Origin of the sequence: Amycolatopsis melonis (genome assembly GCF_040064235.1) — a bacterium.
Classification (GTDB): Bacteria; Actinomycetota; Actinomycetes; order Mycobacteriales; family Pseudonocardiaceae; genus Amycolatopsis; species Amycolatopsis melonis.
The window spans coordinates 235,868-249,550 of sequence record NZ_JBDZYD010000012.1 but is presented as its reverse complement, the minus strand read 5'-3'; the positions used below and the strand labels follow the sequence as shown (position 1 = coordinate 249,550).

The window sequence follows — 13,683 nt, the reverse complement described above, 5'->3', positions numbered from 1 at the left end:
TCACGCGTTCCCGACGACTAGGAGTACAAGTGACTGCGATCCAGGAACCTGTGACGCCTGCCGCCGCCTATGACCAGCCCTACGAGTACGCCCGCGCCGAGCTGGTGGAACCCGACTGGCGCCGCTTCCCCGACTGGCACGACGTGACCGAGGCCGAGTGGCGTGACGCGCAGTGGCAGCGGGTGCACTGCGTCCGCAACGTCAAGCAGCTGAAGGCGCTGATGGGCGACCTGCTGGAGGAACGCTTCTACGACGACCTGCTCGCCGACCAGCGCGAGATGGCGACGATGTCGATGCTGCTGCCGCCGCAGATGCTCAACACGATGGCGCCGACGGCAGGCACCGACCCGGCCAAGGTGACCGAGGCGTTCTACGCCGACCCGATCCGCCGCTACATGCTCCCGGTGCGCAGCGACCGCGACCCGGCCTGGCCCAGCCACCCGCACTCCGAGCGCGACTCGCTGCACGAGGCCGAGATGTGGGTGGTGGAGGGCCTGACCCACCGCTACCCGACCAAGGTGCTGGCCGAGATGATCTCGACGTGCCCGCAGTACTGCGGCCACTGCACCCGCATGGACCTGGTCGGCAACTCGACCGAGCAGATCGAGAAGCACAAGCTGACCCTCAAGCCGGTCGACCGCCAGGACGCGATGATCGCGTACCTGAAGAAGACCCCGGGCGTCCGCGACGTGGTCGTCTCCGGCGGCGACGTGGCCAACGTGCCGTGGCCGCAGCTGGAGTCGTTCCTGATGCGCCTGATGGACATCGACACCGTCCGCGACATCCGCCTGGCGACCAAGGCACTGGCGGCCCTGCCCCAGCACTGGATCCAGCCGAAGGTCGTCGAGGGCCTGGAGCGCGTCGCGGTCACGGCCCAGCGCCGCGGGGTCAATCTGGCGATCCACACGCACGTCAACCACGCACAGTCGGTGACGCCGCTGGTGGCCGAAGCGGCCCAGACGGCGTTGAACGTCGGCGTCCGCGACGTCCGCAACCAGGGCGTGCTGATGCGCGGCGTCAACGCGACCCCGGCGGCGCTGCTGGACCTTTGCTTTGCGCTGCAAGGGGAAGCGAACATCCTGCCGTACTACTTCTACATGTGCGACATGATCCCCAACGCCGAGCACTGGCGGGTCGCGGTGTGGGAGGCGCAGGAGCTGCAGCACGCGATCATGGGCTACCTGCCGGGGTATGCGACACCGCGCATCGTGTGCGACGTTCCGTATGTCGGGAAGCGGTGGGTGCACCAGCTGGCCGAGTACGACCGGGAACTGGGGATTTCCTACTGGACCAAGAACTACCGGACCGGGATCGAGCTGGACGACCCCGAAGCCCTGCAGCGGCGGTACCCGTACTACGACCCGATCTCGACCCTGCCCGAAGCCGGGCAGCAGTGGTGGAGCAGCCGGCCGCAGTCCTGACCCGCGGCTTCGGGGGTGCGCGGCCTCGGGTGGCGCGCACCCCCGAAGCGGTCAGCGCTTCCCGGCGGCCGCCCCGGTCTCCTGCGACGCGGGCTGGGCACTTCGCCGCAGGTCCGCTTCGGTGCGGATCCGGATGCGCTTCGGGTTCGCGACGAGGCGGGGAGTGGGGTTCTCGTTCACCGATGTCCTTTCGCCGTACTTGCCCTCGGGACTTACCCCGGCGGACACCCTGTTGAACAGTGGTCAACGCCACTTCCTCATCGCCGTGGCCGCCGCCGCATTCGTCGTTCTTTTCGGTCACGAAGATGACGATTGAATTCACCCGCAATCGGCTGGGCCGAGCGGGCTCCGGCGTTCTGCCATCCGCCACCCCGGCGCCTGCGCCATCCGCCGTGTGACGGCGGGGGCGTTCGGCAGCCTTGCTTTGTCGAACTTCCACCGGTTTGCGGGCTAGTTCATGAATCGTTTCCGCACATTCCCGTCCCCGGCGATTCGCGATCATGACGGCAACCAGCGGCGTTACTCCCGTTTCCGCATCGAAACCATTCCGTGACCGGAGGCGGGCGGCGGGAATGAAACACCCGGACCGGATGTGGCGATTAGTACAGCGGGTGACCAACCCGCTACGTGAAACGGAGCAGCTGGTTGGACTACCCGCACGAGAGCTGGCTCCCCGGTTTGCGTCGCGGGATCCAGGCCATTTCGGCGGACGGGGAGAAAATGCGCCGGACATTCGTCGTCGCGGACGTCGTTCGGCCTGCCGGGTACGAAGACCGGCTCAGACGGGTGCTCAACGATCTGCACGACAGTCTCGGGCCCACCCTCACCGCCGCCGTGCTCGGATTGCGGGCCGCGCGGGATCTCGTTGCCCGGGACCGGGCCGGGACCGAACACCTTCTCGCCCGGCTCGAGGACGAACTCTACGGCGCCATCACCGACCTGCGACGCATTGTCGCCGATGCCCGGCCGCCCGCGCTCGACGGTGCCGGGCTCGTCCTGGCCGTGCGGCGGTACGCCGAAACGCTCACCGACCGGGTGCCCGCCGAACACGGCCCGCTGCGCGTCGAGGTCGTCGTCCGCGGTGAACTGCCGCCGCTGTCGGCCGATGTCGAGGTCGCCGCCTACCGGATCATCCGCGAGGCGCTGGTCAACGTCGCCCGTCACTCCGGGGCCCGGCAGTGCACCGTGCACCTCTGGCCGCTGGACGGCGACCTGCACGTCGACGTCGTCGACGACGGTGTCGGCACCGACGGGGAAGCCCTGCCCGCCGTCGGCGGGACCGGGCTGCGGTCGATGCGGGAACGCGCCGGCGACCTCGGCGGCGGCTGCCGGATCGAGCCGGTCGCCTCCGGCGGCACGCGCATTGCCGCCTGGCTGCCGCTCGCCGCCGGGAAGTGACGCGATGCTGGACACCCTGCGCGTCCTGGTCGTCGACGACCACCCGCTCTTCCGCGCCGCGCTCTGCGCGATGATCGAGGCCACCGACGGCATGGAAGTCGCCGGCGAAGCCGCCGACGGCCTCACCGCCGTCGCCGACGCCGGACGGCTCGAACCCGACGTCGTCCTGATGGACCTCAACCTCCCCGACCTCGACGGCGTCGAAGCGACCCGGCGGATCGTGCACGCCGCCCCGCACACCGGCGTGCTCATGCTGACCATGTTCGAGAACGAAGCCGCGGTGTTCGCCGCCATGCGCGCCGGCGCCCGCGGCTACCTGCTCAAGGGCGCGCGCAACGAGCAGGTCCTGCGCGCCGTCCGCGCCATCGGCGACGGCGAAGCCATCTTCAGCCCGGCGATCGCCACCCGCGTGCTGTCCCTGCTGGGCACCGCCACCCCGCGCGACGAGTCGTTCCCGCAGCTGACCCAGCGCGAGAAGGAGATCATGCAGCTCATCGCCCAGGGCCGCGGCAACGCCTCCATCGCCGAGACGCTGGTGCTGAGCCAGAAGACCGTGCGCAACCACGTGTCCCACATCTTCCGCAAGCTGCGGGTCACCGACCGCGCCCAGGCCATCGCCAAGGCCCGGGAGGCGGGCATTGCCCGATCGGAGCAGTGAAAAACGGGACACATCGGGACACCCGGTCCCTGTTGGGCGCGGGCCCGCCGCACGATCCTTGGGCGGAGGGAACCGACGTCGTTCGAGGGAGGGCCACCGATGATCACCGACCAGGTTCCGGTGCTGCTGCACGCCACCGACACCATCACCCACGCGGGCGTCACGGCCGCACTGCGGTCACGCTCCGAAATCCGCTTTGCCGACGAGGGCTCCGGCGAGCCGGCCGTGGTGCTGGTCATCGTCGAACGGCTCAACAACGAGGCCCGGCAGCTGCTGCGCAGCCTGCAGTGCGCCAACCACGCGGGCATCGTTCTGGTCGCCGGGGAGGTGGAGGACTCCGAACTGCTCGACGTCGTCGGCAGCGGCGTGTCGGCGATCATCCGCCGCGCCGACGCCACCCCCGAAACCCTCGTCCGGCTGATCAAGGCCGCCGCCGTCGGCGAAGGCGCCCTGCCGCCCGACCTGCTCGGGCGGCTGCTGTCCCGGGTGTCCCGGTTGCAGCGGGACGTGCTGCACCCCAACGGCTGGGACCTGGCCGGGATGTCCCAGCGCGAGACCCGGGTGCTGCGCCTGGTCGCCGACGGGTACGAGACCAAGGAGATCGCCGACCAGCTGAGCTACTCCGAGCGGACGGTGAAGTCGATCCTGCACGACATCACCAACCGCTTCCAGCTGCGCAACCGCGCCCACGCCGTGGCCTTCGCGCTCCGGGAAGGGCTGATCTAGGTCGTCGCCAGTGCGCCCCAATGTGGCCTTCGGTGCGTTGAACGCACCCAATGCCACATTGGGGCGCTTGACGCCGTCGGGGCCGGGCACGGTCTACTCGACCCGGCCGGAGAAGGAGACCGACGGCGTGCAGTGCCCGCGATCCCCCGGGTTCTGGCAGCTGACCGCCAGCACGATCTTCTCCCCCGGCTGGAACCGCCAGGCCTGCAGCCAGTGGTGGTCCAGGTCGCGGAAGTTCGACAGCCCGACCTCCAGCAGGACGCTCTTGGTGCCGCCGGAATCCCGCAGCAGCCGCAGGGTCCCGGTGTCACCACGCGGGTTCTGCAGGATCAGGTCGGTGATCACCAGCGTCTTGCCCGGGTCCGGCATCGTGTACGGGAACTCGGCGAACCGGTTGACGTTCGAGTCGATGTTCGCGTCCGCGGCCACCCGGAAGTCCGTCGGGGTGCCGTTGGCCGGGTTCGCCGCGCGGCTGGGGACACCGCCGGACGCGTCCGGCGGCGCCGTGCCGCCGTTGTCGGCCGGTGGGGTCAGGCCGACCGCCTTCATCGCCTGCTCGGAGTTCTGCTTGGCCTGCTCGGCCTTCTTCTGCGCCTGGTCGGCGCCCGCGCCCGCGTCCTGCGCGGCCTTCACGATCTGCTGGTTCTGTTCCTGCGCCGCCTCGCGGGCGGCCGACTTCACCGCCGGGCGCAGCACGGTGAACCACAGCGTCACCAGCGCCAGCAGCAGCACCAGCAGCGCGGCGAGCGCCGGCAGCAGCCACTTCGGCAGCAGCTGCCGCTGCACCATCGTGCCTTCGGTCTTGAGCGGCTCGGACCCCTCGGCGAGCACGAACACCTGGAAGCGGTGCCGGATCGGCTGCCCGCGCAGGAACCGTTTCCGCGGCTTGGCCCGCATCCGGACGAACGCCGCGGTGCCCGGGGCCAGCTCGGCCCGGTCGCGCTCGAGGGTGAAGTCCAGTTCGTCCTCCGGGTCGAGCGCGCTCAGCTCGACCCCGACCGGCCGGTTGCCCCGGTTGTCGACCGCGACCTCGAAGTCCGCCTTGGACGCGCCCTCCACCTTCGACGGCACCAGCTCGGCGGTCACCTCGGTGAACGCGCCCAGCTCGACGGTGCCCTCCTCGACCACCGAGCCTGCCGGGTCCTCGCTGGAGAACACCCGGACGCCGAAGGGGATGACCCCGGCGGGCACGTCGGAGGACCGCGGCGGCGCGAACCGCACGGTGACCGTCCCGGTCTCCCCCGGCATCAGGTTGATCGTCGCGGGTTCCGCGGTGGCCCAGCCACTCGCGTCGCCCACCACGTCGATGGTGAACTGGTCGACGACCTGTCCCGCGTTGCGGACGGTCACCGAGCAGCTCGTCTCCTGACCCGGTTCCGCGACCAGGCCCGCGTCGGACAGCGTCGCCGTTGCACCCATGCCGGAAGTCTCCGTGTTCGCTCTCGGTCGTGGCACCGGCGGACGGGTGTGCACCCGTGCGCCGGTGGTTGCCCGTACGGGCAGCTGTTCCGTCAGCCCCGTGTGATGAACGGGGGTTGTTCCGTGCGCAGCACCACCAGGATCGGATTCGACTGCGCCGTCCCGAACTTCGGACCGGTCACCGAGGTGACCGACAGCGTGCGCGGGCCGATCAGGTCGTGGTGGAAGACCAGGAACTGTGCCTCGAACTTCCCGTCCGCCCCGACCGTCGCCAGCCCTGGGGTCGCCGAGATCCCCGCCGACCAGGCCAGCCGGACCGTCGCGCCCGGCGGGAAGTCCGTGCCCGTCACGCGCGGCACGAACCCCAGCGGCGCGATGCCCGGTTCCACCTTCACCACCGGCTGCCGGATCACCACCCGGGCGCTCGCGGTGTTGTCCGCGGGGGTGGTGTCCGGTCCGGTCGTGGTGACCGTGCCCGACACCGGCGTGTCCGCCGCCGCCCTGGCCGCCAGCGCGATCCGGATCTCGGCCGTCTGCCCCGGCGCCAGCGTCCCGAGCGCACAGCTGCCGCCGCCCGGGGCACATCCCGGCGACACCGACGTCGCGGGCAGCTGCGGTGGCAGCTGGGTGACCAGGCGGACGTCCGGCATCGGGGCACCGGAACCGTTGTGCACCAGGTAGGTCAGCACGACGTCGTCGCCGCCGGTGAACACCGGCACCGCCGACACCGACAGCCCCACCGACAGCGAGCCCGGCGTGATCGGGGGCGGCGGCTTGGCCGCGACGGTGACGATCGCCGTGGCGGAGTTGTCCCGCGCGTCGCCGTCCGGGGCCGCCGTGGTGACCGTGCCGGTCGCCGCCTGCTGCCCGGCCACCAGTCCGGCCGCGCCGAACCGGACCCGCACCTGCGCGCCCGGCGCGAGGCTGCCGAACGTGCACACCAGGTCCGGCGTGCACGTGCCCGCGGTGGTGATCGGCTGCTGTGGCCGCAGTCCCGCGGTCAGCCGGACGAACAGCCCGGCCGCCGGCGAGGCGGCCGCCCCGTGGTTGGTGACCACGAACTCGAACGTCGTGAGCCCGTTGAACGGGATCGCGGCCGGGACGGCGGTGGCCGTCACCGCGACGTCGGCGATCCGCTGGAACGCCGGTTCCCAGGCCCCGCCGGGGCTGTCGATCAGCACCGCCGGGGCGCCACCGGCCGCGGGCACGACGTGCACGCTCGACGGGGACTCACTCGGCGCGCTGTCGTAGGCGACCAGCGTGCCGTCCGGCGACCAGGCCGGGTTGTCCACCCAGCTGTCCTCGGCGACCAGCACCCGGGCCGGGCCGCCGTCGGCCGGTGCGACGCAGATCAGCCGGGTGTCGTTCTGGAAGACGAGTGCGGCACCGTCCGGCGAGACGTCCGCCGAACCCTGCCGCCCGGTTCCGCACGGCGACCCGAACAGCGGCGAGAGATTCCGCTGGGTTCCGGCGGTGACACTGTCGGTCCCGCGGATCAGCGCCACCTGCCACAGCTCCTGACGGCGTTCCCCGCCCGGGTCGACCGCCATCACGGCGGTCTCGGTCGCGGTGCCGGCCCGCCCGGTCGCCGTGCACGTCACGGTCGTCGCCCCGACCGGGAACAGGCTCCCTGAGGAGGGCGTGCAGGACGGCGTGAGCGGCGTCTTCCCGTCGGCGTCGACCGCGGTCACGGGATACTCGATCACCGTCGGGGCGGTGCCGGTCACGGTCTGGTCGTGCACCGTGATCAGCGGCAGCCGGGGATCCTTGACCCGCACGGTGACGTCCTCGGTGTAGCCGGGCCGCACGGTGCGCTCGCCGTTGAGCCGGAACTCCACCCGGCAGTGCAGCAGCGAACCGATCGGCGCGGTCGGCGCGACCGTCGCGGTCTCGACGAACGTGGCGCTCGTGCCGCCGGGCACGCGCTGGGTTTCGGGGCTGAAGGTGAGCGTCAGGCCGGGGTCGCAGAACGGGACCGGCTGCACGGTGGCCGGCAGCTCGCCGATGCCGGCGATGATCGCGTCCGCGACGGACTTCGCGTCGCTGGTCTGGGTGATGACGCCGCCGACCTCGGCGATGGTGTCGGACGCCTGGTGCTTGCGGTCCAGCCCGTAGTCGGCGTCGGTGCTGCTGCCGCGGGTCACGACCGGCACCGCGACCAGCTTGATCTTCGCGGCCGCCAGTTCGGCACTGGCCGCCACGCGGGTCGACGTCGGATCGCGGTCCGGGTTGCCGCTGGGATCGTGGCTGGTCGCGTCGCCGACCAGCACGATGATCCGGCTGCTGTCCTCGCGGAAGTGCACGGCGCCGGTGGCGATCTTGTGCAGGGCGTAGATCCAGTCCTCCGCGGTGTCGTCACCGTAGCCCCGGTTGATCCGGGCGAAGGCCTGGTCCAGCTTCAGCTTGCCCGCGTCGTCGGGGGCGATCAGGTCCTGCTGGACCTGGAACAGCCGCCCGAGCGGGGCGGGGTTGTCCGGGGGCAGGATCGGGTCCTTGCGGTCGCCGAAGGCCGCCACCGCGAACTGCGCGTCCTTGTCCTGGTCGTGGATGGTGCCGATGACCGACTGCAGTTTCAGCTTCATCTCCCCGAGGATGTCGCCCATCGAGTCGGTCTGGTCCATCAGCAGCACGATGTCCGGCCGCGGCGGGACCCGGTCGGTCGCCACCGTCTTGGGGATCGCGGTCGAGCCGCCCTGGCCCACCGGGGTGTCCACCACCGCCGGGTCCACTCTGGACGGTCCGGGCGGCGCGGTACGGGTGGCGGCCCTGGTCAGGGTGATCTTCGTGCCGTCGGCCGACCACACCGGCTGGCTGTCGCGGCCGCGCAGGTACGGCGGCAGCGGGAGGTCGCCCAGCACCCGGCCGTCGGCGACGCGGGCGATCCGGACGACGTCGCGGCTGCCTTCGCCGTCGGGCACGGTGTTGGTGAACGCGATCATCGTCGCGTCCGGCGACCACGCCGGGTGCTGCTCACGCTTGGTCCGCGCGGGCGCGGTCAGCGGACGCGGCGCGCTGCCGTCGGCGTTCGCGACCATGATCCGCGCGTCGTCCGACTCGCCGGGCGCGAACTCGGTGTAGGCCAGCAGGGTGCCGTCGGCGGAGAACGCCGGATCGGCTTCGTCGGCACCCGGGCGCTGGGTGAGGTCCCGGCGGTCGCCGCCGGCGGCGTCGGAACTCCAGATGTCGCTGCTGCCGTCCGGACGCAGCTCGGTGAACACCGGACGGCCGTCCGCGCGGAACGTGGGCTCGGACTCCCCGGTGCCGCGCTGCGCCGCGATGGTCGAGATCTCGCGGCCGGCGATCTGCCGGACGTCGCCGAGCGGGTCGGCCGCGTGCGTCGTGAACGCCAGTCGCGTGCCGTCCGGCGACCACGCGGGCTCGGACGAGTCGCCGGGGTCGGGGACCGCGCGCGTCACCGCGCCGCCGGTCTCGGCCATCACGACCACGTCGCCCGCCGGGTGGAACCGCGTGGTGGTGAACGCGATCCCCGGCTTGCCCCAGGCCGGCTGGGTGTCCGCGGCCGGGTCGGCGGTCAGCCGCGCCGGGGTCCCGCCGGCGGCCGGGACGGTGTAGATGTCGCCCGCCGGGTCGTCGCGCGTGCTGCTGAACGCCAGGCGGGTGCCGTCGGGCGACCAGCTCGGCCAGTCGTCCGACGCGGGTCCCGACGTCACCTGACGCAGGCCGCGGCCGTCCACGCCGACGACGAACAGGTCCCGGCTGCCGGTCCGGTCGGAGGCGAACGCGACCGAGCGGCCGTCCGGCGACAGCGCCGGGTGCGTGTCGACGGTTTCGTCCTTCGTCAGCTGCACCGGGACTTCGGCGCCGTCGCGCAGGTAGAAGATCTCGCCGTCACGCTCGGCCCCGCCGGACTCGGCTGCGCGATGGCTCACCCACACGATGCCGCCGGTGCCCGCGGAGGCGTCCGAGTCGACCCCGGCGACGCCGCGGGGCAGCGCCGCCACCGGGCCGTCCCCGCCCGGCTGGAACAGGCTCGTCGTGGCGTCGCTGACGTAGCCGACGCGGTACGGCGGCGCCGGTGCGGGTGCCTGCGCCGCGGTGGGCGCGAGCACGCCGCCGATCGCCCAGCCGCCCAGTACCGCGGCGACCGCGACGCCCGCCACCGCTCGGTTCGCGCGCATGGCCAGTCCTCCCCAAACCCGTTAGGTGACTCAGCCGGCCTCGAACAGCTCGATCTCGGAGATCGCGACGTCCGTGCCGTTGAGTGAGCGGTGCAGCCCGACCACGTGCAGCTCGACGCTCGTGGCGCCCTCGCTGTTCTCGATCGGGACTTCCTGGCTGTCCGGCGTGTCGGCCAGCACCATGTCGTAGGTCTTGCCGGTCGAGAAGACCAGGTGCAGCTTCTGCGGCCGGTGCGCGGACTGGAAGTTCGCCGCGTCGCCGGAGTACACGATCGCCTTCCGCAGGTCCGCCGGGTGGTCGAAGGTGAGCACCAGTGCCGGTTCCCGGTCGGTCGGCGCCGCCCAGAACGTGTTCTTGGCGTTGTCGCTGACCAGCGGTGCCGGGTGGCCCGGCGACTGGGCGGTCGCGGTCACCTTGATCGGGTGCACCGGGTTCAGCTTGGCCTCGAAGATGCCGGTGATCTGGCTCCACAGACCGAGTGCCGCGGTGTTGATCGCGCTGCGGAACGGCGTGTACAGCGCGTAGATCAGCGCCGAGAACACCAGTGCCATCGCGATGGTCCGGCGGATCACCTTCCCGACCGTGCGGCGCGCGGCGCCGGCCCGGCCGGTGCGGCGGCGGACGCCGTCCTTGCCCGGGCGCTCGCCCGCCTTGTGCTCCTTGGGTTTGCGGCCGAACAGCCGCCGCCACCACGACGTCTTCACGACCTCGGACTCGGCCAGCGACGCACCGCAGCGGCTGCAGAAGTTCCGGGACGGGGCGTTGCCCTTGCCGCACCGGCCGCAGATCAGGTCGCCGGGGTTGAGGACCTGCTCGTCGACGGTCTGCTGCACCGGCTGGCGGACCGGGGCGATCGGCTCGGCGGGCTGCACGACCTGCTGCTGCGTGGCCACCGGCTGCGGGGCCACGGCGACCGGCTTGTCGTCGTCCCACTTCAGGTACTGGCCGCACTCGCCGCAGAACTCGACGTCGGCGGGCCCCTGGTGCCCGCACTCCGCGTAGATGACCATCGCTACCCCTCCAGCACTTCCACCGTGACCCGCACGTGGGCGGGCACCGCGTCCACGACCGTCGCCGTGAGCCGCCGCTCGTCGATCCGGGCAGGGTCGGGGACCCGCACGCGCACCAGCACCCACGCCGGACCCGGGTCCGGCAGCGGCGCGCCGGGCTGCGGCGAGGCGACGACACCGCCGCTGTCGGTCACCTCGACCACGCCGCCGGTCAGCAGCCCGACGTGCTCGGCCAGGCCGCGCCGGGTCCCGCGCCAGCGGTGCAGCTCCACCGACCGCGTCACCAGCTGCCGCAGCTGCGCCGGGCTCCAGCTCTCGTCGACGCGCAGCGCGACCCAGTGCGCCAGCCAGCCGACGAAGTCCTCCGGCGCCAGCCCGGGTTCGAGGTAGCCGGCAAAGTTGTCCAATGTGGACAACACCGGCGCGATGACCTCGTCGAGCGCGCCGGTGAAGCCCTGCACGAACCGGTCCTCGGCGTAGACCGCCGGCAGCTGCTCGCCGATCGGATGCGGGCTCGGCAGCCCCGCGATGCCCCGTCTCATGCGCCCGCCTCCCGCACCCGCACCTGGTGGCCGAAGGAGAACGCGAGCGCGCTGGGCGGCAGGTCGAGCCGGTCGACCTGCTCGCCGCGTTCCCGCGTGATCGGGTTCGCCGCGAACAGCCGCACGTCCTCCACCAGCTCGACGCCGGGCAGCCGTTGCAGCACCGCGAAGACCTCACCCGACTGCACCGGACGCCCGAACGGCCAGCCCTCGCCGTCCGGGCCGCCGCTGAGCGGGTTGAAGTAGTCGTACAGCGCCTGCGTCGCCCGCGCGCCGAGCGTGCCCGCCGTGGCCCGGCGCCGGGCGCGCAGCCGCGCGACCACCGTGACGCCCTGGTAGAACGGCGGTTCCACGGACACCAGCGCGCCCACGCAGCGGCGTTCGTCCAGGTACTGCTCGATCCGGCTGCGCATGCCCGGGTCCAGCATCAGCGTCGAGAACGCCAGCTCGCCGGTGTCGGGCACCGCGGGCACGACCAGGACGCGGATCGCGCCGGTTTCGCGGCCGTTGCCGTCGTGGGCCGGGATGCAGCGCACGCGGGCGGCTTCCGGGGCCGCTTCGCGGGCGAGCTGCTCGTAGTCCTCGGCCGTCACCGCGCGGTCGCGGGTGCGCAGCACCAGCGGGCCGCGCACCGCGGCGTCCCGCACGGTCTCGCCGTCGACCCCGCCGATCGCCGGCCGCCGGTTCACCACGCTGCTGACGAACGGCACCGGGTCGCGCTGCACCTCGAGGACCTCACGGGCGACGTTGCCGCGCCGCCCGCCGCCGCAGCGGTACTCGGGCACGCGGATCGCCGCCGACTTGGCAGGCACCGCGCCGTAGTACCGCAGACCGCCCTCGGGCTGGCGCACCGCGGGCCCGAACGCGATCTCGCCGGTGACGCGGTCCAGCTGCACGTGCCGGTCCTCCGGGCCGGAGTCGGCGAACGAGCGCACCTCGGTCCACTGCTCCCAGCCGTCGGGGCCGGAGACCTCCACGACCAGCTCGCCGTCCCCGGCCACGACCGGGCGGCGCCCGAGCGGGAACCGCTGGCCCGGCGTGCCCTCCGAGGTCCCGACGATCTCGTTGCGGACGATCTCGGCGTGCACCGCGCCGACCGTGCCGCCGATGGTCGAGGCCTCGGCCGCGTGCAGGCGCGGCGAGCGCTGGAAGAACGGCTGGTTGGGCTTGGGCTCGACCAGCCGGCAGCGCAGCCAGCCCGCGCGGTGGCGGGCGATCACCGACATCGTGTGCCCGTCCGGGACGTGCACGACGATGTCCCCGGCCCGGTTGAACGCGCCGGTGCTGTCCCGGTCGACCTCGCACACCACCCAGCCGGTGCCGTCCCAGGCCTCCCACAGCCACGGCGGGTCCTGCGGGTCGACGCCCTGGCCTTCGACCTCGCAGTCCAGCCGCAGCAGCACCGCACACCCCGGCACGGCGTCCGACAGTCCGAACAGGACCGCGTCGCCGGGCGCCGGGCTCTCGGCGAAGGTCGCCGGACCGCCGCCGACCAGCAGTTCGTCGGTGCGGTCGGCAGGCGGCAGGCCGGGGTCGGACGTGCTGGTCGCCAGGTGCGCCAGCGAGCACGGCACGATGTTCAGCGTGCGCTCCACGGTGAACACGACCGGGTCCTCGACCTCGTTGCGCACGCTCGCGATCTGCTTGCCGCGGGCGACGACCACCGGGACGTCGCGGGCGGCCGAGAGCCAGAACGTCACGTCGGCGCGTGCCGCGGCAGGCGGGAACAGCCGGACCCCGATCAGGTCGAGGAAGCGCAGGTAGTGCAGGTCCGGCACCCGGTTGAGCCGGTAGAGCAGCTGGTCGACCATCTGCGCGAACGTTTCGATCAGCGTGACGCCGGGGTCGGAGACGTTGTGGTCGGTCCACTCCGGGCAGTTGCGCTGGACCAGGTACTTGGCCTCGTCGACGAGGTCCTGGAACCGGCGGTCGTCGAGGTTGGGCAGCGGAAGAGACATCACGCACCGTCCTCTGTGGACTCGTGCGGCGGGATGACGTAGAACGGGAAGACGAGGTTGCGTGGGTCGTTGGTGCCGCGCAGGGTGTAGCGGATGTCGATCAGCAGCGTCCCCTGGTCGGCCTCGGCGAAGCTGACCACGACGTCGTCGAGGGTGATCCGCGGCTCCCAGCGCTCCAGCGACGTCCGCACCTCGTAGGCGATCTGCCCGGCCGTCGCCGCGTCCGCGGGCGCGAACACCAGGTCGTGCACCGCGCAGCCGAACTCCGGGCGCATCGGCCGTTCCCCCGGCGCGGTCGCCAGGATCAGCCGGATGCTCTCGACGACCTCGCGCTCGCCGCCGACCAGCGCGATCGACCCGGTCGCGTCGGTGTGCACCGGGAACGCCAGGCCCTTGCCGAGGAAGTCCACC

The 13,683-nt window shown here is 72.4% G+C and carries 11 protein-coding genes; 4 read left to right on the top strand and 7 right to left on the bottom strand.

Annotated elements, in window-relative coordinates; translation table 11 throughout:
• The first annotated feature begins 29 nt into the window (after positions 1-29).
• Positions 30-1,421, top strand: coding sequence for a KamA family radical SAM protein (locus ABJI51_RS30880; RefSeq protein ID WP_348954565.1), 1,392 nt, complete (start codon positions 30-32; stop codon positions 1,419-1,421).
• A gap of 51 nt (positions 1,422-1,472) precedes the next feature.
• Here ABJI51_RS30880 and ABJI51_RS30875 read toward each other — a convergent pair whose 3' ends face one another.
• Positions 1,473-1,601, bottom strand: a complete 129-nt coding sequence (locus ABJI51_RS30875) for a hypothetical protein (protein ID WP_348954564.1) — start codon at positions 1,599-1,601, stop codon at positions 1,473-1,475.
• Positions 1,602-2,141: 540 nt separating this feature from the next.
• Between ABJI51_RS30875 and ABJI51_RS30870 the strand changes: the two genes are divergently transcribed.
• The 3 genes from ABJI51_RS30870 (at position 2,142) to ABJI51_RS30860 (ending at position 4,203) form a co-directional block, all read left to right on the top strand.
• Positions 2,142-2,819, top strand: coding sequence for a sensor histidine kinase (locus tag ABJI51_RS30870; protein WP_348954563.1), 678 nt, complete (start codon positions 2,142-2,144; stop codon positions 2,817-2,819).
• 4 nt (positions 2,820-2,823) lie between these two features.
• On the top strand, positions 2,824-3,477 hold the full coding sequence (locus ABJI51_RS30865) for a response regulator (RefSeq protein ID WP_348954562.1): 654 nt from the start codon (positions 2,824-2,826) through the stop codon (positions 3,475-3,477).
• Positions 3,478-3,576: 99 nt separating this feature from the next.
• On the top strand, positions 3,577-4,203 hold the full coding sequence (locus ABJI51_RS30860) for a response regulator transcription factor (protein WP_348954561.1): 627 nt from the start codon (positions 3,577-3,579) through the stop codon (positions 4,201-4,203).
• 93 nt (positions 4,204-4,296) lie between these two features.
• Here the strand turns inward: ABJI51_RS30860 and ABJI51_RS30855 are convergent, their stop codons facing one another.
• The 6 genes from ABJI51_RS30855 to ABJI51_RS30830 all read right to left on the bottom strand — a co-directional run bounded on the left by ABJI51_RS30855 (position 4,297) and on the right by ABJI51_RS30830 (position 13,682).
• On the bottom strand, positions 4,297-5,622 hold the full coding sequence (locus ABJI51_RS30855; RefSeq protein ID WP_348954560.1) for a COG1470 family protein: 1,326 nt from the start codon (positions 5,620-5,622) through the stop codon (positions 4,297-4,299).
• Between the two features lie 92 nt (positions 5,623-5,714).
• Positions 5,715-9,761 (bottom strand): translocation protein TolB, encoded by a 4,047-nt coding sequence (locus ABJI51_RS30850; protein ID WP_348954559.1) that lies wholly within the window; start codon positions 9,759-9,761, stop codon positions 5,715-5,717.
• A gap of 30 nt (positions 9,762-9,791) precedes the next feature.
• Positions 9,792-10,772 carry a zinc ribbon domain-containing protein gene (locus ABJI51_RS30845; protein ID WP_348954558.1) on the bottom strand — a complete coding sequence of 327 codons (981 nt, stop codon included), beginning with the start codon at positions 10,770-10,772 and terminating at the stop codon, positions 9,792-9,794.
• 2 nt (positions 10,773-10,774) lie between these two features.
• Positions 10,775-11,314 (bottom strand): phage tail protein, encoded by a 540-nt coding sequence (locus tag ABJI51_RS30840; protein WP_348954557.1) that lies wholly within the window; start codon positions 11,312-11,314, stop codon positions 10,775-10,777.
• A complete protein-coding gene (locus ABJI51_RS30835) occupies positions 11,311-13,272 on the bottom strand; it encodes a putative baseplate assembly protein (protein WP_348954664.1) in 1,962 nt (653 codons plus the stop codon). Before ABJI51_RS30835 ends, ABJI51_RS30840 begins: the two co-directional genes overlap by 4 nt.
• Complete coding sequence (locus tag ABJI51_RS30830; RefSeq protein ID WP_348954556.1) at positions 13,272-13,682, bottom strand: GPW/gp25 family protein; 411 nt, start codon at positions 13,680-13,682, stop codon at positions 13,272-13,274. The genes ABJI51_RS30835 and ABJI51_RS30830 overlap by 1 nt, the downstream gene beginning before the upstream one ends.
• Position 13,683: the final 1 nt, after the last annotated feature.